The sequence below is a fragment of the Streptomyces virginiae genome (assembly GCF_000720455.1).
In the GTDB taxonomy this organism is placed as follows: Bacteria; Actinomycetota; Actinomycetes; order Streptomycetales; family Streptomycetaceae; genus Streptomyces; species Streptomyces virginiae.
Genome location: NZ_JOAK01000022.1, coordinates 45,750 through 64,589 on the forward strand (window position 1 = coordinate 45,750; position 18,840 = coordinate 64,589).

An 18,840-nucleotide genomic window follows, 5' to 3' on the forward strand; every position below is an offset into this window, starting at 1 on the left:
TCCCATGCACTACTTCCACGTCGATGTGTTCAGCTCTCAGCCCTTCAGCGGCAACAGCCTCACTGTCTTCCCGGATGCCGCCCAGCTCAGCAGCGGTCAGATGGCGGCCATCACACGGGAAATGCGCCACTTCGAATCGATCTTCCTGACAGGTGAGGACGCGGGAGACGGAGCTTGGCGGGCCCGCGTCTTCGACCTCGTCGAGGAACTCGACTTCGCCGGCCACCCTGTCATCGGAGCCGCCTGCGTCCTGCACGCGCTGCACGGCAGTGGCGACCGTGAGACGTGGACGATGAAATTGAAAGCCCGCACGGTGGAGATCACCACACATCGGCGTGGTCCTGGGCGGTACGCGAGCGTGCTGGATCAGGGCGCTCCCTCCTTCCTCGGCCAGCCGGACCGGAAGGACCTGGCGTCTTGGTTTTCGCTGAATGAAGAAGACCTGGATGCGGATCTCCCGCCCGAGGTGGTCTCCACCGGCCTGCGCTACCTGGTGCTGCCGGTACGCAGCGGCGCACTCGAACGGGCCCGGATCGCTTTCGATCTCGACACGCCGCTTTCCAGTCTCGGCGCACAGTTCGCCTATCTCCTCGATGCCGACACCTTGGAGTCACGGCACTGGAACAACGACGGTATCGTCGAGGACGTGGCGACCGGAAGCGGAGCAGGATGTGCCGCCGCCTATCTGCGCCGCCACGGCCGCATCCGCGACGGGGAAAAGGTGGTCCTCAGACAGGGCCGGTTCACTGGCCGTCCCAGCCAGATGACGATCAGCGCGCAGGGCCCAAGCGGGGACGTCCGCTCGGTACAGGTCGGCGGCGAAGTCTCGTTCGTCGCGAACGGACGTTTGGAGGAGCTGCCAGCATGAGCGGCTTGCTGGAATACTTCCGGTCCGACAGCCGTCGTCTGGTCGCTGTCGGGTGAACCCATCCGGGGGAGCGGGCCAGATTCGACGCCATCTTTTTGCGGAGTCGGTCACGACTTCTCTCTGACGGCTCGGCCGGTAGAGCGTCGGCGATGTCACGTAAAGGATGCCGCGTCCGGCAGAGCAGTTTCTCGACCTGAGGATTCAAACTGGCTGCCCATTCAGCCAGCCTAGCGCCGCATGGCAAATTCGGCCGCTTTCGTATATCGCTGCACTGCATATCCTGATGCCGCCCGCGGCCACGACGTCACCACGCCTGCGAAGGCATGGGAGACGACCGTCGCTTCGCAAAAGCGCTCTGCCCCCACCAGCGCGTAGGCAAGTGTGTTCAGGTCGGCGAGGCGGACGCGGCTGCAAGAACCCGCGGCTGAGACAGAGCCGGGTTGCCCGCCCCAGCGCTACGGTTTCCCTTAACGTCTCGGCCGACTCCCTCGGCAGTCAAGCGCTCAAGCCGGCCTGCCACCATAGGAGGCGGTCGCGCCGAGAGTCCCCCAGCCAGTGGCACTGGCACAGCAAACGTAAGCCGCATCTCGTCAGGGGAAGACCCATGCTCAGATTCCTAGCCGCCGAAGCCGATTCGACGTCCACAAGAGCAGGACAACACGGGCCGGACTCGGATGCCGAATTCCGCGCCGGTTGGTCAGTTGCACAGACTGGATCAATACACTCATGAACGCTGAACTTCCCACCGGATATGAGATATCCGCAGACCCCGCCCGCCTTGATCTTGCGCTGATCCACCACTGGCTGTCACAGGACTCCTACTGGGCCATTGGCCGATCCAGGGAAAAACAGGACATGGCGATCGACTGTTCCCTTAACTTCGGCGTCTACGACAGCGCCTCAGGCGCCCAGGTCGGCTATGCCCGTGTTGTTACGGACTCGGCCACCTTCGCCTGGTTGTGTGACGTCTACATCGCACGCGACGCACGTGGAAAGGGTCTGGGAACCGCTCTGGCCACTGCGATCCGGGACCATCTTTCTCCTTATGGCCTGCGTCGCATCCTGCTGGCCACGGCGGACGCGCACGCGGTCTACGCCAAGGTGGGCTTCGCATCACTGGAGAAACCGGAGAAGTGGATGACTCTAGGGGAGCAGTGAGCCCCCGAGCACCTCGGCGAAACGGGCCTCCAGCCGCGATACGGGGAACGCGAAACCGGACCAGGGCAGGCGGTACGAGCTGCCGCGATGCGGTGCGCGGGGAAGCCAAGCGCCTCGCCGTAGTTGCGGTTCGACGAATTCGGAACACCGCTCCGCCAGCTCGTCCCAACACGCTGCGACCCTCTTCGGCGTGTGGTCCTATGATTCCGGACGGGAGCAGGGAGAGGCATGCCGGAAGACCAGTCGGGCCTGTATCAGGCAGGCGAAACGGTGCTGTTGGTCAAGGTGCCCGAAGCCGAGCCGCTCATCGGCCAATGGCGCCAGCGGTTCGACTCCTCGGCCGGAGCCAGGCTTCCGGCGCACGTGACGGTGCTCTATCCATTTCTGGACCATGGCCGCATCGATGCCGACGTGCTCGGCGCGCTCGCATTACTCGTTGGTGCCCACGGAGCCTTCGACATCCGGTTCGAAGGCTTCGGGCGGTTCCCCGACGTGCTCTTCCTGGTGCCGACACCGGGGGGTCCGCTGCGGGCTCTTACTCAAGCCGTCTGCGAACGATGGCCGGAGGTCCCGCCCTATGGGGGCCGGTTCGTCGAGGTCGTCCCGCACCTGACGGTGGCCCACGGTCAGGAGCGGAGCGTATTCGACGAGGCCGAGGCCGCCCTCACCGGCCGTCTGCCGGTCACCGCCCGCGTTTCGGCGGTTCAGCTTTTGGTTTGCGACGGCGAGTCCTGGCATGAACAGGCGACCTTTCCCCTGCGCGGTCGAGGTGAATCATGTAGATGAGGTCGTCGCGGCTGGTGAGGTTGCCGTACCGAAGGTCGCAATCCGCCAGAAAGGGTACTTGGAGTTGGATTGCTCCGGACGGGCTGTGGGAGATCGCGGAGCCGCTGATCCCACCGTCAAAGGTGCGGCCGCAGGGCGGGCGCCGGCGCGAGCGCATCATCGGCCCGGCGCGCGGCGGGCCACCGCCTCGTACAGACGCCACTCGGCCCCGCGCGGGCCTCCGACACCTGCCTGGCCAGCACCGAGACGCCGGGCAGCAGCACCCTGCGTCTGCCGTTGGATCCATTTCACGACGCGCATACCCCCGAGCCTCCATCCGGGATGGCTATAGCGCTGATGGCGGCAGTCGTCAGCACGGGGCCGACGACCTGACCCGTGCTCATGAGTCCCTGATGCCCCAGCGTTCCAAGCAAATTAGGTGTATCTGGTTGATACTGATCCGGCTTGCTGCAGCGCTGCCTATCAAGTCGATCGCCTTGCTGAGGTCGGTCATTTCCCCCGTCAGCAGGCGAGGGAGGTCGCCCCCCTCCCTACGCGCGAGTATTCAAGCAAGTTGATATGTAAAGAGTTTGACTATTTGATGGAGGTCGGCTCTATTCTTCCATCCAGGAGGCGACCCCCTTGCATGCCCGTATAGGCCCCGCTGTGGGCACAGCGGTTCTGTGTCACGCGTGGTTCTTCTTCGGTTTCCTCTATGAGGAGATCGTCGATGTCCCGAACATGATGATGGGCGCACATGCTGTGGAAGCCCAGTCTTTGTGGGACCCGTATCATTCGGTCACCAACCCGGTCTTCTACTATGCGATCGTGGCTGTCCCGGTACTGGGCTCGCTGGCCTTTCTCTGGCTGAAGCGGGGCGGGCTGTCGCCCGCGAACCAGACTCGCCTGCGACTCGCCACCTGCGGCCATCTCGCTATGGCCGCGCTCACCTTCGTCGCCGTCACGCAAATCAACGGCACGCTGTATTTCGGGCCTCCGATCAACGACCCGGCGCGCGTCGGCACACTTGCCTGGGCCTGGTTCGGAGTCAACGCTCTGCGCATCGGGGCCACAGCCTTCGCCACGGTCAAACTCCTCGACTTGTACCTGAACATCCGCGGTGGGTCGACACGTTATCCCGCAAGACCTGCCTCTCGACTGCCCACCACCGAGGTATCACGGCAGCCGCGTCAACGGGATACACCAGCCCGTAGGCCAGGGCCGAAGCTGGCTCTCACCGTGGCAGCGTGCATTGACGATCCGGCGCGGGCTCGGGCATCGGCTGCTTCCCCGCGGGGTGCCCCGTCGCGATCGTCAAGGGGCTGGAGGTGGTCACGGCTGAAGCGCCAGGAACGCCGGGCCGGCCGCGTTCGCGCTGCAGATCAAGCCTCGCCACGATCGGGAGCTTTCCTTTCGCAGTTGGGGGCCACCGCGTAAGGGCTGTCCTTCCCACAGCGGCGGGTAGGCACGGCGGGCTGCCGCATGGTGCTGGAGGCCGGGCGCGGCCGAGCTGGGCGACAAGGTGGCGGACCCACTCCTCACGATCGGTGGCGTCACCGGGTGACAACCCGCGTCGCGCCCACCTCCGTGGCATCCGTGGAACTCTTCGAAGCCGTGGATCAACGTGAGTAACGTGACGGTGGCGACGGGCCGCTCACGGAAACCGTCAGCGCCTGAACCTGACTTGAGGCTAACGTTCGATTCTCTCGACGATGAATGATCGGAAACTTGCGCTAGAAAAGGTGCTGGCCGATCGGCACAGTAGCTCCGAGTCGATCAACTTGTCGGCTCGCTGGAAGTCGGCGCCAGAGCGTCCCCCGCTGGCGTTGTCACACGACCAGCAGGTCGTACAGGAACCGCAGGGCCGACCTGGGCAGAACGACATCTGATGGTTGTTGACGGTGCCCAAATCGTCCAATTCGGGGATGAGGCTACGGGCGACGCGAAGACGACTCTCTTCTCTCTTCAAAGGTGAACGCATGAGCCAGCATGTGACAGTCCTGTGCTGGAACCTCAAACGCAACGGTGCTGGTGACACCACCAAGCGGCGGCGTGCTCACGAGCTGCTGGCATCCCTCGACCCTCACCTCGTCCTCCGCCAAGAGATGGATGGTGCTGCGGCGGACGGCAACCGGATCATGTACGAGGTTGAGGCTGTCCTTGGCTTGCGCGGCTGGCTCGGCCCCCGAGCCTGCACGGCCGTCTTCGCGAACCCGACGCTGTTCCAGCCGCTGAGGGAGTGTGAGGACGTCGGCCCTGTTTGGGTTCATCCACCCACGGTTGCGGTCTTCCGCTTCACACCAGGCGGCAGCCAGTCCCTGCCCCTTGTTGTGGCTTCTTATCACCTGAACCACGCCTCGGCCACAACCCGCCAGGCCGAGGTGGAGCGGCTGACGAAGTGGGCCGACCGCAAGTGGACGATGCCGGACGGCGAGCGGATGCTGATGCCTGCCCTCATGGGCGGTGACAACAACTCCTACCCGGTGCCCGGTCTGGAAGGGGACCTCCCCCTGCCGGATTTGGAACAGATCGCCGACCGGCCGCACCGGCTCCACCGCTCCCACATCGGCCCCGATGGGCAGCGGCTGTTGGACACCTGCCCTGACGAGGCTCTGCGCACCGCCGGCCTGGAGGACGTGGCCCGCTATTGGGCGAGCACCCGCGATGGCGACAAGGCAGCCGCGTCCCGCACGATGAACGCCAGTCCGACGCACGGCCCGGACACGCGGATCGACAGGATCTACGCCACGCCCGCCCTACTCGGAGCGGTGAGGGATTTCGACGTGATCGAGGTCGAACCGGGTATGTCTGACCACCACATCGTCCGTCTGACCCTGGACGCCGACCGCCTGACCGACGCCCTCACCTACCGGCCCCGGAGGCAAGCCGCGCCAGCTGTAGCATCCGAAACGATCGACGACTGAAGCGCTCAGCTTACGACCAAACCGGGACCGGCGCCTGCCGTGGGCCGGCCGCGCTCGGCACCATGCCCGCAAGATCACGTTCACGGGTATTGCCGACGTAAGCCCCAAAGCCGGCACATGGAGGCCGCGGCGACCGACGACGCGCTGGCTCTGTTCGTGCTGCTGATGCAGGTGAGGCCGATCAGCGCCGCGCGCCGCGCGCCGGACCGGGACTGGGTGGCGGCCCGGGGCCGAGTGGCGAAGGCGTCACGGATGCTCGATGGGGTGTTCCGGCTGTGGAGCGAGCAGCAGGACCTGGTTGCCGAGAGCGGGTCGGATCTGGATGCGGGCGCGATGTGGCGGGCGCTGGAGACGGAGATCGGCCAAGGGACTGGTAAGCCCGCATGTTGAGGTCTCGCATATTCTCTGACAGTTTCCAGCTTGACCACCCTGAGTAGTCGGTGGTGCCTACTGATCACTCTGCGCCGTGGTGACCGGGCTCGTAGGGCGGGATCGTCCAGCGCATCGTTGTCTGGCCCGTGGGGCCAGGCTGAAGAGTCACGGGATAGACCTGCCCGAAGCGGCGTTCGCCGCGATGTCGCATCGAGTGGTCGCCGCTGTCCCAGTTGATCCCCAGAACGGAGCAGTCAGCGACCTCGATGGCGCCGATCTGAAGCGGGTGGGTCCAACTCGCTCGGTTGAAGCGGTGGAAGTCGGTGTGCTCATCGACTGCAACCATGACGCCCCGGCCCTGTTCGTCGCCTTTCCAGTCGTTGAGGGCGTCGCCGAGCTTCTTGGCGTCATCGAGCGGGAGGTCGAGCCACCCTCGCACTTGACCGCCGTGTCGCAAGATCAGGTCTCCGCCGAACTGAAGATGGGCGGCCTCCGCGTAGCCTCCCCAGTAGGCGACGTCGGCAAGGCCGTCGGTTGACGGATGGCCGTCTCCGGTCCAGGAGTCCAGGGCAAGCGCGTCACCGAGCACCATGCCGCAACGGTCGACCGGTAGGTCGCCGAGGATGATCGGCTCGTCTCCGGCGGTGCCGGCCCATGGCAGACCGAGATCGATCTCAAGGACTGCGATGGCTGGTCCTCCGTCGAAGGGCGACGCCGCCGTGCCAGCCCGCACCATCAACGGCCTGTCACTGGCGGCGCGAACCGAGACCATCTCACACATCCAGTCGTGGCCGTGTCCGCCGCCGACCGATGCCGCGGCCCTTGCGCGCTCGGACAGCGGTCGGCCCAGCTGCGGCCAGTAGTCGATCCACGACGCCATCCCCAATACGAGGACTCCCGACGGCGCCGTCACGACTCCCAGGTCAATGTCAGTCTCAGCCATCCGGCGATTGAACCTTCCTTCTGCTCTCAGGATCAAGGTTCGGCCGGGGCAGCGCCCGTGGTCACCCGGGGCATACCGGTTCCAGGTTCCCCCGGCCTCGGTGACCAGGCGGGTGGCTGTCTTGTCGTGGTAGCCGAGCGCCTTCGCGATGACGGGGGCTGGGGCTTGGAGGACGAGTTGGCGGATCGCGGAGGTCCTGCCGCGCTGTGGCGGGACGCCGATCATTCGCAGGTGCGCTTGGAGGCTGACCGGATTCATGGGCTGTCCGGGCTGGCGGCCGGGGAAGAGCCACTGCGAGCTTCTACTGCTGGCGTAGGGCAGGTGCTGGCGGGACTGGACGTATGCCCGCAGGAGGTCAGCGACCGGTTCCGGAAGCGGGGACGGCGGGTCTCCCAGCCGGACGGTGAGGGTGGCCCCGTCGTCGATGACGTCGTCGACGGTGAGGCGGACGATGCGGGTGACCGGTTGTGCGTAGAGGAGAACGAGCGCGGCCGCGACCCGGGCCCGCAGGGGCAGGGAGTCGTCACTGAGGGTCCGCCGGAGAATGGCGAGTCGGCGGTGCTGGTGCAGTGGCGCTTGGTCCTGGTTGATGACTTGGGGTGGCAGGGTGAGGCGGGGCATCCGGCAGGAACGTCTGAGCCGGGCGCCGGGTGGCCAGCTTCTCCGTGTGCCAGGCGTCGACGTCCGCCTGCTGGCAGTGTTCGAGGGGGCGGCCTCGGTCGGCGAGCCAGGAGAGGAAGGTGCCAGCCTGAGTGATCTCCTGTTTCGCCTGGCCGGTCTGGGAACGTCCCAGAGGCCCCTTCTCGGCCTTGCTCCGCAGGCGCCGCATCTGGTGCCAGGTGGCGAAGTGCTGAAGAAGCCGACAGTGTTCAGGATCCTCGATGACGCCGAGCCGTTCGGTCAGCCAGCGCTGGTAGAGCATGAGCTGTCGGTCGACGCGTGGCAGGACGCCGCTGTCCATCAGTAGGTCACGCAGGTGGGCGACGGTTCGCCAGGGTGTTTCCTGGTGCAGCCCATCGTGGGTGAGCGGGATGCCGCCGGCGGCCAAGCCGTGGAGGAGACGGACGACGTTGGGGTTGCGGAGCCAGATCAGGCGGCTCTTGGGCTGGTCCATTTCCAGCAGGATGGTGACCAGCGGTTGCAGCGGAGGGGCGACGTGGCCAGTGCCGTTGTCGAGGAGACGGCTGAGCGTGTCGGAGAGGGTGCAGCGTTCGCAGAGACGTCCGCCGAGCAGGAGCCCCTCGAAGCCGCAGCGGTCGCAGAAGAAGTCCCGGGCGATGCTGGCGCAGTCGCGGCAGATCGGTGTGCCGTCGGTGTCCCGGCCGGGCAGCAGCCGGTCGGTGCCGCAACGGGGGCAGCTGCCGCGGACGCGCATCGCGCGTTCGTAGCAGGTCCGGCAGATCGGACCGTCCGACCACTCGGCGGACTTCGAGGCCCGGCGGCCGCAGCGTGCGCAGTCTCGGATCATCCACCGCTCGTACTCTTCCGGCGTCACCGCTCACCCCTCGGGCGTCAGCCGGACCCGGGTGGGCCGTCGGGCAGCGAGATTGATCGGCGCCTCTTCGCCAGCCGCGCGGCGGGACGGAAGGTTCTGGGCTGAGGTGGTGATCAGGTCGGTGGGCGTGCAGTCGAGGATGTCGCAGAGGGTGGCCAGCACGGGCAGGGAGAGCCGCTCCGGGGTGCCAGAGACCAGGCGGTGGACCTGGGAGGAGGACAGTGTGATGCCGCGTTCAGTCAGGTGTGGCAGGAGTTCGGCGACGGTGAACATGCCGCGGGCGGCCATCAGCTCGCGCAGGCGCCATCGGTAGGTGATCTGGCGTGGCATCAGGAGGTCCTTCCCGGCCGCAGAGCGGCCTCGATGGTGGCGTCCAGGACACGTCGCAGGGAGCGGGTGCGGAAGTCTGAGGAGACGCAGGTGTAGATCGCGGTGGTGGAGGCGTGGTCGTGACCGACCTGCTACTGGACGAACAGCGGGTCGTGGCCGTCCTCGATCAGGTGGGTGATGTAGGAACTGCGCAGCGAGTGGAACTCCAGCGCAGGGTCCAGGCCGACGGCGTCCCGGTAGCTGGCGAAGCGGGAGTCCAGGCGTTGAAGACCGACCCGCGGGCCTCGCTCGGATGGCCACAGGGCCCGGCCGGTCGAATGCCGCATCCCAGGCCGCACCTCGCTGATCCATTCCTCGATCGTGCCGGGCGTCCAGTGCCAGACGGTGAGCACGCTGCGGCGCTTGGGCGGCGACCCCTTCTTGGCCTTGCCGTAGCGGACCAGCAGGGTGCCGTAGTCGCCGAACTCCCGGCCCTCCGGGTTGCGTCCGAAGTCGGTGAGATCCAGCATTCGGGTCTCGTTGCGTCGCAGGCCGTAGGCGTACGCAACCTTGAACAAGGCGGCATCTCGGAAGGCCGGCAGCCAGCCCTTGCGGCCCTTGCCTCGACCGCGCAAGACCTCCTCGTCGGCATGATCGAAGAATGCCTCCAGCTCGGGCTTGGTGAATGCCCGTCGTTCTGGCTCGCCCTCGGCTTCGTCGGCGTGCGTCGCGGCGTTCCAGTCGTAGGCCACCTGGACTGGGTGAGTACCGAAGTGCCGCAGGCACTCGTCGCTCCAGCCATAGGCTGGATTGGTCAGGAAGTCGCAGAACTGCCGTACCGAGGCCTGATAGTTGCGCAGGGTGGAGCGGACGCAGCCGTGCACGGCCCGCAGATCGGCTGACCATTCGTCGACGTGCTGCGGCGTCCACTGCCACGGCATCGCATCGGCATGCCGGGTGAACGCCCGGACCGTACGTTCCTGGTCACCGACGTACCCCAGTGAGAGATTCCGGGTGAGCTGCTGGTTGCGCCAGCCCTTGATCTTCGCCTCGAAGACCTGCTCGTCCGGCCGCAGCAACGGCAGACCGTCGATCAGGTGCAGCCGAGCAGACCCTGGAATGAGATCGTCCCCACCCATCCGCCATCACTCTCCGTCTATCGCATCTGACGCGAGAATTTCGCATCAGATGCGACTCGGGGGCGTCTTCGCAGTTCAATCGCTCGATGGAGTGAGACCTGCAGATGTCCGCCGAGGAGGCCGCTACCGTGGTTCCGAGCTCAGCGTCCCTGGTGAGACCGGTTCCAGACGGCCCCAGACCAACATCCGGGATGGGTGTCGCCTATTCGCATCCGATGCAATTGGCGTCGGTAGGAACATCGGGACAGCAGTTGGTGCTGAGAACGTGTCCTGGCCGAGCAGGACGCGCCCCCGGCCCTGGTCGCCGATGTGTTGACGGTGGTGAGCGAGCTCGTCTCCAATGCCCGGCGGCATGCAGGAGGGATCACGGGATTCCAGGTCACTGTCCGCGCTGACCAGGTCATCGTTAAGGTGTCCGACCGCTCAGCTCTCCTGCCGCACCTCAGACCACCCTCCGCGCACACGCCCGGCGGCTTCGGATGGCGCGTGGTGAAGACCCTCGCCCCGAACACCTTCGTCCGCTCCCACCCCAGTGGCAAGACCATCATCGCGACCCTGCCCACTCGCAAGCCGACGGCCGCTGCGTACCTTGACCCCGGAGTCGTTGTCGGTGCCGCTGCCCGGGCCGCGCCTGGCGGGCTTTCCGCAGGTCGGAACACTGGCCGGTGATCGTTACGGCGGCAACCAGTAGAGCGAGGGCGCCGCAGGCATCGAAGACTCCGCACCATTCGGACCACTGCCGGGGCGCGACCTGGTCCCTCTGGTAGTGGACGGCGTCCCACCCGGCGTGGCCCAGCCAGCCGGCCGCGAGGACGAGCAGGGCCAGGGCGCCGTCCAGGAGAACGGCTGCCAGGGCGACAGCGGCGAAGGCGATGAAACCGGCGAGCTGTCCGGCGAGGGCCCCTGGGCGGTGCAGTTCGTGTCGGACCGCGCCGAAGAGGAGGTAGAACAGCGGCATGACGGCGAGGACTCCCGCGAGGAACGCCGGTGAGGGTCCGGCCCCACCCGGGCCGACGTCCGGTACGCACCGGCCGTCGCCCCCTCGAGGATCTACATAAACTCCGTTTGGCGCCTGCCTTGCATCTGGTGGGTCGGCGTAAATGAGCCGCATCCGCCGGTAGCCCGCAAATTTCCGACGGTCTTCGTATTACCCCCCTGATGTGGCCGGGGCCGCTGGAGCGTGCCCGTGGGGACAAGAGGCAACGGCCGAGGACGATGGGAGTCGCATGTGCCGCAGCAGATTGTGTGTGGTGCGCAGAGTCAGGGTGCTGCGCCAGGACATGCCCGGGTGGCGGGCCCGAAGGTGCGACAGGGCTCGGTCGCCGAGGCCGCTGGAGAGGAAGCGGTCATCGATGTCGATGCCATTGATCACACCCTCACCGCATCCGGTGCAGACCCGATAGTGGACTTGGCCGACTACCTTGCGGACGTGGACCAAAAGCAGGCACTCCTGGCCAGGCCTGGGGTCGCCAGGGAGGTGAGTGGAGAGGAAATCGATGCCACGGTAGGTGAAGATCCTGAGGCGCCACCTTCTGCCGAGCCGTTCGCGGCGGCCATGCTTCGCCGCCCGCGGAGGCGCTTGACCGTCGGGGGCAGAACGGAAGAGGGCGCTCGTGAAACGTGCGGAGTCTCCGGACATAGACTTCGTGTGCCCAGTCGGCTGCTCCTGATGCTAAGTGGTCGGCTCTCGAAGTCCTTCGGGGGTGATCAGGCTGCAGGGGCGACGGAGGATTCCTCTTGTCGATCGGCTGATGTGTGTCGGTCGAGTCGGGCCAGCAGATCGTCCAGGTCGGAGGTGATGAACTTCCACTGGAACGGCTGTGCTGTGGCGTTGTAGCGTCTTCGAATGCTCGGACCTGGTCCCGGACCTGGGTCAGGTCCGTGAAGTCATTGGGTTGGACGACCTTGCGCTGGACGATTGAGAAGAAGATTTCGATCTGGTTTGTCCAGGAAGCGTGCACGGAGGTGTGGACCATGACCGCGTTCGGAAACGCCTTGGTCAGACGATCCATGGCCTTCTTCCCCCGGTGGGAGGATCCGTTGTCGACGATCCAGAAGACGCCTCTGGCGCTCGCGTAGGGCTCGGCGGTCATGACCTGGGTGACCAGAGCCATGAAGGGGACGATGCCGGTCTTCGGTTCACAGCGGCCCAAGACCTTCGCGCGGTGGACGTCGTAGGCGGCCAGGTAGGCCACCGCACCGCCACAGCCGTACTCGTGGTTGACGCGCATCGCCCGGGCCCGGCCCGGGGCCAGGGTCGGATGGCAGCGGCAGCGGGCCTGGACAGAGGTATTCTCGTCGCTGCAGAGGACGTACTCGTCCTCGCCCAGCGGGGCGCCCTCGAACGTGCGGGCGTAAAGGTCCAGGATGTTGGACCTTGCGGCGGAAGTCCGCGTCGCGGATGAAGATCCAGGACCGATACTGCCAGGGCTTGAGCGCGTCCTCGCGCACCCAGCGGCGCACGGTGGATGCGGAGATGCTGTCGGTTATCCCGCGCGCGGTCAGCTCGGCGGCCAGCTCCGGGCAGGACCAGCGCGACAGCGGCACGCCGGTCTCGGCGGGCAGCTGGCAGGCCAACCTTGGCCTCGCGACCTGCACGGGGGTGAATCGGGCGAGGCGCCCGGAGCGCCTGCGGTCGGACAGGGCCGGCAGCCCGCCGTCGGCGAACCGGCCGCGCCAGGTCCGGACCGTGTCCACGTGCAGGCGGGTCTCGGCGGCGATCCTGCCAGCACCCCGGCCGAGTGCGGCAAGGAGGACGACTGCGGCACGCTGCCGGGCCTGGTGCGCTCCCCGCCAGCTGGCGCCAGTTCGTGGACCGCGCAAGGCGCGAGGCGTACGCGAACGACCAGGGCCAGCCGGCCTCGCTGGTCGCGGTGACCGCCCGCTCGAACCGGTCGAAGGCGGACCAGGATCCGGCGGAGTGGCTGCGACGAGGCGGAGCGAGACCTTCTGTTCGACATCGAGGCCGGCTGCGGCGGTACGGACGTGGAGTTCACCCCCGCCCCCGTAGGCGCTCTCAGCCCGCCGGCCCCGCCATCTCCGGGTGCGGGGCCGGCGGGGTGGTCGAAGAAGACCAGGAGCCACTCATTGCCCCGGGTCTCCACGGTCAGGCCTGCTGCGCGGAGCGCTGCGGCCATGGCGCGGGCGTGTCGGACCGGGCAGATCGTCGGGAGAGGGCTGGCGGCTGCGGCGGGTGCCGCGCCGCCGGGGAGGTGGGCTGATGTCTTCGGCCAGCCAACCGACCTCGACTCCGCGGGCGTGCCGGATCAGGTGCACGCCCTCAGAGCCGGGGGTTCGTCGAGTTCCCCGTCCGCGCTGATCAGGACCGAGATGCCGCACCGCATGCCCACGTTGATCAAGTTCCTTCTCCCCTCACCCGCAGGCACCGTCCTGCGGGCCTCCATCGTGGCCCGGCCTCTGCCGGAGACGGATGAGGCGCGCTCTCGCCGCCGCCGCGTGAACGAGGGGAGGGGCCCCTGGCCGGGCGTGGGACAGGGCCCCCTCCTACGCGCCTCCGTGGGGGACGGTCAGGCACGCGTCGCCGCGGACAACGACCGCCGGTGCCGGCGGGAACGACGCCAGCAGAGGTGCCTGCGACAGTGGATGGTCCGTCCGCTGCGCACGCTCCGTCGGCCTTAGAACTCCTAACGCAATGACCTGGACACCTCAGGCGCTCCCGGCTCGCGGACCTGTCGCATAGGCCAGCGGCGGCGCGATCGCCCGTACGTCTGCCTGCTCCACCACCCACAGTCCGATGAACAGCGCGGCGGTCGCCTCCAGCAGCCCGGCGCGGTCCAGTCCGCCCCCGGCCACTGGCTCACAGCCCGTGTCGCGCACCAGCTTGCGTGTCAGTGCGAGTGCCGCCTCGTCGTCCCCGCAGATCGGAACGGTCAGGGGCTGGCCGTCGAAGACCGGCGGGTTCATCCGCCACACGTCCTCATGGCAGAGGTTGAACGCCTTGACGACGTGCACGCCTGGTGCCGCCGCAGCCAGTCGGAGCGCCGCCGAGGGGCCGCCTTCCGTCAGCAGCCGGAAGCCGGACCCGACAGGATTGGCGCAGTCGAGCAGGACCTTCCCCTTCAGCGCCGATTCATGCTCCCGAGCGACGTCCGCTCCCGCGCCGTACGGCAGCGCGGCCAGCACCACCTCGCCGAAACTCACCGCCGCCTGCAGGCTCCCGTGCCCCGCAGCGCCCCCGATGCGCGTCGCGAGCCGCTGGGCCTTCTGCTCGTCCCGGCCTCCGACGAACACCTCGTGCCCGGCCCGCACCCAGTGCGTGGCCAGTGCGTCCGCCATGTTCCCCGTTCCCAGCACACCGATCTTCATCGATACGCCCCTTTCCACATCCGTTCCAACCGCTTTCGGGACGACGTTAGGAAACCCGTCAGGCACCATTTGGTACGTGACGACCGACGCCTTCCTCGCTGACTGCCGCGCCCGCCTCGCCTTCGACCTCCTCTCCAACACCTGGAACGCCGTGCTGATCTGGGTCCTGCGGGAGGGGCCCAAGCGCCCCGGCGAACTACGCGATCTCATCGGCGGCATCAGCCCCAAGGTCCTGACCGAGACGTTGCGGCGGTTGGAGTTCAATGGGCTGGTGACACGGAACGCCTATCGCGAAGTGCCACCTCGTGTCGAGTACGAACTCACTGCTGTGGGGCAGACGTTGCTCGGCCCCATCGACGCACTTGGCGCGTGGGCCTTCGAGCACGGCGATGAGGTCATGGCCGCCCGGGAACGAATGAGCGGGTGAGCTCCCAGCCCGTGACCTTCCCTGCACGCGTTGACGTACTTTCATCGGGATGAATGCAAACGCCGCCAGCAGATCAGCGCGCATCCCAGAGTGAGGACCGCTCCGCGGATGTCGTCACAGACCGCCCTGGAGGCATACCAACGAAAGGTGATCACGGAGAAGCTCACCGAGTTCCGCCTGTTCATCACCGGCACCGTCGCACCCCACGCCGCCACCCACCCGGTGACAACTGAGTCCGGCACATCACCGCCCAGCTCAGATCCGTCGAATCCACTCTCGACCTCGTCAACAGCTACTGACTCACGGCTGCCCGGGGCCCGGCCTTCGGCGGGGCCCCGGGCAGCACCGCTCGAAGGCCCGCCACCATGCGCCGACGCCGCTACCCCTCCGACACCACCGACGCCGAATAGGCCCTGCTCGAACCCCTTCTCCCAGTCCCGGCCTGCGAGACACCCACCGGCGGCCAGCCCGCGAAGCACCACCGCCGCGAGATCGTCGACGCCATCCGCTACGTCGTCGACACCGGCTGCAAATGGCGGGCCCTGCCGGTGGACTACCCGCCCTGGCGGACCGTCTGGGGGTTCATGGCCCGCTGGGCAGCTGCGGTGTCATCGGCCAGATCCGCGACGCACTCTCGCAACGGATCTGCTGCGACCTGGGCAAAGGACCCCGCGCGGTCGCCACCGTCATCGACTCCCAGTCCGTTACAGCTGCGGAGACCGTCGGCCGTGACTCGCGCGGCTACGACGTGGGCAAGAAAATCAACGGCCGCAAGTGCCACATGGTGGTCGACACCCGCGGCCTCCCACTGCTCGTCATGGTGACCCCCGCCGATCTCCACGACAGCCACGTAGCCAAGGAAGTCCCCTTCCGCCTCCGCCTCATGCACCCCGCGATTACGATCGTCTGGGCTGACTCCGCCTATGCGGGCAAGCTCGTGACCTGGGCAAAGAGGCACCTAAACCTGTCTATCAAGACCGCCAGCCGGCCCAACGACTCCTCGGGATTCGTCGTCCTGCCCCGGCGCTAGGTCGTCGAGCGGACCTGGGCCTGGATGATGCATGCCCGCCGCCATGCACGTGACTACGAACGGCTCGTCCCACACTCCGAGACGCTGATCACCTGGGCCGCCATCACGCTCATGACCAGGCGACTGACCCGCAAAGGCCCCGGCACCGGCAGCTGGACAAGGAAGCCCGAGACATCCTCAGCAGAGCCCGCAGCTCAGTCCGCCGCGGGGACCGGTCCCAACTGACGTTCCGCCCCCTCAAGCCACGTCAGATACCAGCGGGTGAAAGTCATCGGAGCATCGTGCTCATCGAGGAGCGGCTTCAGGTCCTCGTCATCCGCCCTGTTGTCGGACCAGATTCGCCCACGCTCCGGGCCGCTGATGATCAGCCACTCGCGGGCGGCACACCCCAGCGTTGAGATCACGATCGCGCCGACAGTGCGGTCCGCCGACCACATCACGGGTTCCCAGCGCTCTTCCCATGCCTCAGTGGCGTCATCGAAGTCCTCGATGTCCTCGAAGTCCTCTTCCTCGGGGTGCTCGGCCAGCAGCGACTGGACAACTTCAGGATCGGCACCTTCACGCGGAAAGGGCTCGGCCAGACGGGACAGGTCAGCCAGATCGGCTCCATCCCCCTCCCACCGCCAGCGACCCTGAATGAGTCGTACCGTATACACCCCATACGAGGGCCCGGCACCTCCGGCGCCCACCCAGAGGAGGAAGTCGCGGTACTCCCCGGGCAGCGACACACCCATCTGACCTTCCAGGTCGGCCAGCTCTGCCGGGGTCAGGGGGTCCTCGAGGAAGAACTTGTGCCCGATCGCGCCAAAAACACGGTCACCGGCCGGCGCGGCAATGAGGGACTGCACCCGTTCCCGCACCCCCACCCATATCGAGTCATCCATGGGCCGAGCCTATGCCGCACGGCGAGGCGGGGCCGAGCAGGGTGGGCTCCGGCAGGCTAGCCTTCAAAAATACGCACTGAAAGAGCGTTTTGTCCCGGCGGGGGTGTTTGAGAAGTAGCCGAGTTGGCGACTTGGGGCTCGTCGCGTGACCTAGCGCTTGCGGCTGGGGCTCCACTCGTAGGCCATGGGAGCCGTCTCCACGACCTCGCTGGGCCAGGTTGCTCGAACCTGGTCGAGGTGTTGGTTGTGGTCCTGAATCCAGGTCGCCGGAGGTTCGATTCCGAGCATGACGCTCAGTCGGTCGGGGTCCTGGACCGTCAACGCCAGCTTCCGGTCCTCGTACATGAAGAAGTCGAGGCTCAGCCCGCGGTCGCCACCGATCGTCGCGCCTTCGCCCCGCACAAGCCGGGTCAGGTCGTGCTGCCAGGTGTCGAGGTCCTGCTGGAACAGGTAGATCTCAAGCCTGGCATCGACGAAGCTCGCAGAGACCAGGACATCGGCTCGGAGGGTGTCGTGGCCGGTCAAAATCCCGGGCTGATAGCGGCCGGTTACGCGGACGACGCAGCGGTTGCCCTCCGCGTCTCCCAGATCTATGAGGTTCACCGGGGTCGGTTCAGTCACCGTGGACTCGCTCTCTCGTGTAGGGCTGAGCTGCATCTTCGCCTATCGCCGGGTGGGCTTGTCGGACAAGTCTCGTGGTTCGGCCATGACCCATTCCAGTTCGGGGTGGATTGCTGGGTGAGCCTGCGGCTCATCAGGTCGATCATTGCGACGCGGATCATGGCCTCGGAGCGATGCGGATGAGTTTCGTAGTCACGGGTCAGGCGCCGGTGGTTCATGAGCCAGCCGAAGGTCCGCTCGACGACCCAGCGCCTGGGGATGACCTCGAAGCCCTTCTGGCCCGGGGCGTCGCGTGATCTCAACGTCGATGCCGAGGCTGGTGCCATGCTCGAGGGCCTTGGTCCGGTATCCGGTGTCGGCCCAGGCCTTGGTGATTCGGGGGGTCTCCCCGTGGCTGCGGCCGGACGCCGACACGTCCTCGGACCGCTCGTTCTGTCACACCTTCGGCCGCGGCCTGGGCAAGCACCAGATGGGTGCCCGGCTGGGTACTCGATCGTCGCGGCGCTGGAGACGGGCCGCACCTCGTGGACTGCGCTGCTGGACGCGATCTGGCTGGAGCCCGGCGCGGACCTGGCATCACCGCCGGCCAGGTCCGCGAGGTCATCGAATGCCTCATCGGGGCCGGCCAGTGGCAGGACGGTGTCCTGGACGTCCAGGTCGTGCCGGAGGACGGATACGACGCACCCCGCATCGCCCACCTCCTGGCTGACCTGCCGATTGAGGTTCTGGGCCGGCTCCGTTCGAACCGAGTGATGCGCAAGCCGGCCCCGGTGCCGTGGGTCTGCCCGCCGCAGGGCGCCCGCCCAAGCACGGCGGTGAGTTCGGCTGCGGCCGCCCCGAGACCTGGGGCGAGGTGGCGGTGGTGACCGTGACCGACACCGAGCGGTACGGGACAGCGACCGCGCAGGCAGGGGGCCGGCTCCACCCTCGACTGACCCGCCGGGCGGCATGGGGTGATCACGAAGGCCCTTTGCCCATCATCGAGGGCACGGTGATCAGGTTGACGGTTGCGGAACTGCCCAGCGGCGGGGTGAACAAGCCCGTCTGGCTGTGGTGTTTCCGCACCGGAGCCCGCCCCGAGGACGTCGACCGATATTGGCATGCCTTCCTGCGAAGGTTCGACGTGGAGCACACCTTCCGCCTGCTCAAGCAGACGCTCGGTTGGACCCGCCCCAGGCTCCGGGACTCCGCCGCGGCCGACCGCTGGACCGGGATCATCCTGGCCGCACGCGCTCAGCTGCGCCTCGCTCGCCCGCTCGCGCGGGACCTTCGCCGGCCGTGGGAGAGGCCGATGGAACCGAACAGACTTACTCCCGCCCGAGTGCGCCGGGGGTTCAGGAACCTGCGCGTGAAGGCTGGCACACCAGCTCGTGCACCCAAACCCACCCGGCCCGGCCCCGGCCGCCCACCGGGCTCGAAAAACCGGCGAACCGCCACCCGCTACGAGGTCGGACGAGTCCTCGCCACCGGCGAGTCCTACACCAGACCAGCACACCACAAGCTCGGCACCACACCCCGGAGAACTGGTCAACTGGCAAGCTGAGCTGCCACCCAATCTCACTGCCGTGGCCCCGACGAT

The 18,840-nt window shown here is 67.2% G+C and carries 20 protein-coding genes and 4 pseudogenes; 14 read left to right on the plus strand and 10 right to left on the minus strand.

Annotation, left to right across the window (positions count from 1 at the left end; translation table 11 throughout):
* Nucleotides 1-4: 4 nt before the first annotated feature.
* From IG86_RS0127685 to IG86_RS42465, 6 genes are all read left to right on the plus strand, one after another.
* Nucleotides 5-868, plus strand: a complete 864-nt coding sequence (locus IG86_RS0127685) for a PhzF family phenazine biosynthesis protein (RefSeq protein ID WP_030830723.1) — start codon at nt 5-7, stop codon at nt 866-868.
* A gap of 726 nt (nt 869-1,594) precedes the next feature.
* Complete coding sequence (locus IG86_RS0127690) at nt 1,595-2,026, plus strand: GNAT family N-acetyltransferase (RefSeq protein WP_030900438.1); 432 nt, start codon at nt 1,595-1,597, stop codon at nt 2,024-2,026.
* A 228-nt stretch (nt 2,027-2,254) separates the two neighbouring features.
* Nucleotides 2,255-2,812 carry a 2'-5' RNA ligase family protein gene (locus IG86_RS0127695; protein WP_030900441.1) on the plus strand — a complete coding sequence of 186 codons (558 nt, stop codon included), beginning with the start codon at nt 2,255-2,257 and terminating at the stop codon, nt 2,810-2,812.
* Nucleotides 2,813-3,457: 645 nt separating this feature from the next.
* Complete coding sequence (locus tag IG86_RS43155; protein WP_157854906.1) at nt 3,458-4,228, plus strand: hypothetical protein; 771 nt, start codon at nt 3,458-3,460, stop codon at nt 4,226-4,228.
* Nucleotides 4,229-4,770: 542 nt separating this feature from the next.
* Complete coding sequence (locus tag IG86_RS0127700) at nt 4,771-5,715, plus strand: hypothetical protein (RefSeq protein ID WP_051785447.1); 945 nt, start codon at nt 4,771-4,773, stop codon at nt 5,713-5,715.
* 117 nt (nt 5,716-5,832) lie between these two features.
* Nucleotides 5,833-6,105 (plus strand): hypothetical protein, encoded by a 273-nt coding sequence (locus IG86_RS42465; protein WP_030900449.1) that lies wholly within the window; start codon nt 5,833-5,835, stop codon nt 6,103-6,105.
* Nucleotides 6,106-6,169: 64 nt separating this feature from the next.
* Here the strand turns inward: IG86_RS42465 and IG86_RS44605 are convergent, their stop codons facing one another.
* From IG86_RS44605 to IG86_RS39130, 4 genes are all read right to left on the minus strand, one after another.
* A complete protein-coding gene (locus IG86_RS44605) occupies nt 6,170-7,651 on the minus strand; it encodes a site-specific integrase (protein ID WP_244306099.1) in 1,482 nt (493 codons plus the stop codon).
* Nucleotides 7,554-8,525: a hypothetical protein gene (locus tag IG86_RS42470; protein ID WP_051785448.1), complete on the minus strand. Its 972-nt coding sequence runs from the start codon at nt 8,523-8,525 to the stop codon at nt 7,554-7,556. Before IG86_RS42470 ends, IG86_RS44605 begins: the two co-directional genes overlap by 98 nt.
* Nucleotides 8,526-8,528: 3 nt before the next feature.
* Nucleotides 8,529-8,855 (minus strand): helix-turn-helix domain-containing protein, encoded by a 327-nt coding sequence (locus IG86_RS0127720; RefSeq protein ID WP_030900452.1) that lies wholly within the window; start codon nt 8,853-8,855, stop codon nt 8,529-8,531.
* A 131-nt stretch (nt 8,856-8,986) separates the two neighbouring features.
* Entirely contained in the window at nt 8,987-9,973 is a 987-nt protein-coding gene (locus IG86_RS39130; RefSeq protein ID WP_244306101.1) for a tyrosine-type recombinase/integrase, read from the minus strand.
* 270 nt (nt 9,974-10,243) lie between these two features.
* On the opposite strand from IG86_RS39130, the gene IG86_RS45555 reads away from it, so the two are divergent.
* Nucleotides 10,244-10,642 carry an ATP-binding protein gene (locus IG86_RS45555; RefSeq protein ID WP_362950626.1) on the plus strand — a complete coding sequence of 133 codons (399 nt, stop codon included), beginning with the start codon at nt 10,244-10,246 and terminating at the stop codon, nt 10,640-10,642.
* 118 nt (nt 10,643-10,760) lie between these two features.
* Complete coding sequence (locus tag IG86_RS0127730; protein WP_030900457.1) at nt 10,761-10,964, plus strand: hypothetical protein; 204 nt, start codon at nt 10,761-10,763, stop codon at nt 10,962-10,964.
* 385 nt (nt 10,965-11,349) lie between these two features.
* Here IG86_RS0127730 and IG86_RS44610 read toward each other — a convergent pair whose 3' ends face one another.
* Together IG86_RS44610 and IG86_RS45560 are read right to left on the minus strand one after the other, a co-directional pair.
* Nucleotides 11,350-12,393 carry a transposase gene (locus IG86_RS44610; RefSeq protein ID WP_420894125.1) on the minus strand — a complete coding sequence of 348 codons (1,044 nt, stop codon included), beginning with the start codon at nt 12,391-12,393 and terminating at the stop codon, nt 11,350-11,352.
* A 43-nt stretch (nt 12,394-12,436) separates the two neighbouring features.
* Nucleotides 12,437-12,742: pseudogene (locus IG86_RS45560) on the minus strand (helix-turn-helix domain-containing protein); the annotation flags it as partial.
* Between the two features lie 24 nt (nt 12,743-12,766).
* On the opposite strand from IG86_RS45560, the pseudogene IG86_RS44620 reads away from it, so the two are divergent.
* A pseudogene (locus tag IG86_RS44620) lies at nt 12,767-12,900 on the plus strand (HNH endonuclease); the annotation flags it as partial.
* Nucleotides 12,901-13,639: 739 nt separating this feature from the next.
* Here the strand turns inward: IG86_RS44620 and IG86_RS0127745 are convergent.
* Nucleotides 13,640-14,299, minus strand: coding sequence for an NADPH-dependent F420 reductase (locus IG86_RS0127745; RefSeq protein ID WP_030900463.1), 660 nt, complete (start codon nt 14,297-14,299; stop codon nt 13,640-13,642).
* A gap of 76 nt (nt 14,300-14,375) precedes the next feature.
* On the opposite strand from IG86_RS0127745, the gene IG86_RS0127750 reads away from it, so the two are divergent.
* The 3 genes and pseudogenes from IG86_RS0127750 to IG86_RS42480 all read left to right on the plus strand — a co-directional run.
* On the plus strand, nt 14,376-14,726 hold the full coding sequence (locus IG86_RS0127750; RefSeq protein WP_030900464.1) for a winged helix-turn-helix transcriptional regulator: 351 nt from the start codon (nt 14,376-14,378) through the stop codon (nt 14,724-14,726).
* Nucleotides 14,727-14,837: 111 nt separating this feature from the next.
* Nucleotides 14,838-15,025: pseudogene (locus IG86_RS44625) on the plus strand (RacP protein); the annotation flags it as partial.
* Between the two features lie 114 nt (nt 15,026-15,139).
* Nucleotides 15,140-15,972, plus strand: a pseudogene (locus IG86_RS42480) (IS5 family transposase); the annotation flags it as partial.
* On the opposite strand, the gene IG86_RS0127760 reads toward IG86_RS42480, so the two are convergent.
* The 3 genes from IG86_RS0127760 to IG86_RS45565 all read right to left on the minus strand — a co-directional run bounded on the left by IG86_RS0127760 (nt 15,951) and on the right by IG86_RS45565 (nt 17,782).
* Complete coding sequence (locus IG86_RS0127760; protein ID WP_030900466.1) at nt 15,951-16,640, minus strand: SMI1/KNR4 family protein; 690 nt, start codon at nt 16,638-16,640, stop codon at nt 15,951-15,953. The pseudogene IG86_RS42480 and the gene IG86_RS0127760 overlap by 22 nt on opposite strands.
* Before the next feature lie 150 nt (nt 16,641-16,790).
* Nucleotides 16,791-17,261, minus strand: a complete 471-nt coding sequence (locus IG86_RS0127765; protein ID WP_157854907.1) for a DUF5959 family protein — start codon at nt 17,259-17,261, stop codon at nt 16,791-16,793.
* Nucleotides 17,258-17,782 carry a transposase gene (locus tag IG86_RS45565; RefSeq protein ID WP_385872062.1) on the minus strand — a complete coding sequence of 175 codons (525 nt, stop codon included), beginning with the start codon at nt 17,780-17,782 and terminating at the stop codon, nt 17,258-17,260. The genes IG86_RS0127765 and IG86_RS45565 overlap by 4 nt, the downstream gene beginning before the upstream one ends.
* A gap of 3 nt (nt 17,783-17,785) precedes the next feature.
* Here IG86_RS45565 and IG86_RS45570 point away from each other — a divergent pair, with 3 nt between their 5' ends.
* Nucleotides 17,786-18,127, plus strand: coding sequence for a transposase (locus tag IG86_RS45570; RefSeq protein ID WP_051785449.1), 342 nt, complete (start codon nt 17,786-17,788; stop codon nt 18,125-18,127).
* The gene (locus IG86_RS45575) at nt 18,124-18,804 is read left to right on the plus strand and encodes a hypothetical protein (RefSeq protein ID WP_157854908.1); all 681 of its coding nucleotides are present in this window, start codon (nt 18,124-18,126) and stop codon (nt 18,802-18,804) included. The genes IG86_RS45570 and IG86_RS45575 overlap by 4 nt, the downstream gene beginning before the upstream one ends.
* Nucleotides 18,805-18,840: the final 36 nt, after the last annotated feature.

Bases quoted from the DNA above. Each gene is read 5' to 3' on its own strand.
- IG86_RS0127695 (WP_030900441.1), top strand. From the start codon at position 2,255: ATGCCGGAAGACCAGTCGGGCCTGTATCAGGCAGGCGAAACGGTGCTG.
- IG86_RS42465 (WP_030900449.1), top strand. From the start codon at position 5,833: ATGGAGGCCGCGGCGACCGACGACGCGCTGGCTCTGTTCGTGCTGCTG.
- IG86_RS0127700 (WP_051785447.1), top strand. From the start codon at position 4,771: ATGAGCCAGCATGTGACAGTCCTGTGCTGGAACCTCAAACGCAACGGT.
- IG86_RS0127685 (WP_030830723.1), top strand. From the start codon at position 5: ATGCACTACTTCCACGTCGATGTGTTCAGCTCTCAGCCCTTCAGCGGC.
- IG86_RS44605 (WP_244306099.1), bottom strand. From the start codon at position 7,651: ATGCCCCGCCTCACCCTGCCACCCCAAGTCATCAACCAGGACCAAGCG.
- IG86_RS39130 (WP_244306101.1), bottom strand. From the start codon at position 9,973: ATGGGTGGGGACGATCTCATTCCAGGGTCTGCTCGGCTGCACCTGATC.
- IG86_RS0127690 (WP_030900438.1), top strand. From the start codon at position 1,595: ATGAACGCTGAACTTCCCACCGGATATGAGATATCCGCAGACCCCGCC.
- IG86_RS0127745 (WP_030900463.1), bottom strand. From the start codon at position 14,299: ATGAAGATCGGTGTGCTGGGAACGGGGAACATGGCGGACGCACTGGCC.
- IG86_RS0127720 (WP_030900452.1), bottom strand. From the start codon at position 8,855: ATGCCACGCCAGATCACCTACCGATGGCGCCTGCGCGAGCTGATGGCC.
- IG86_RS0127760 (WP_030900466.1), bottom strand. From the start codon at position 16,640: ATGGATGACTCGATATGGGTGGGGGTGCGGGAACGGGTGCAGTCCCTC.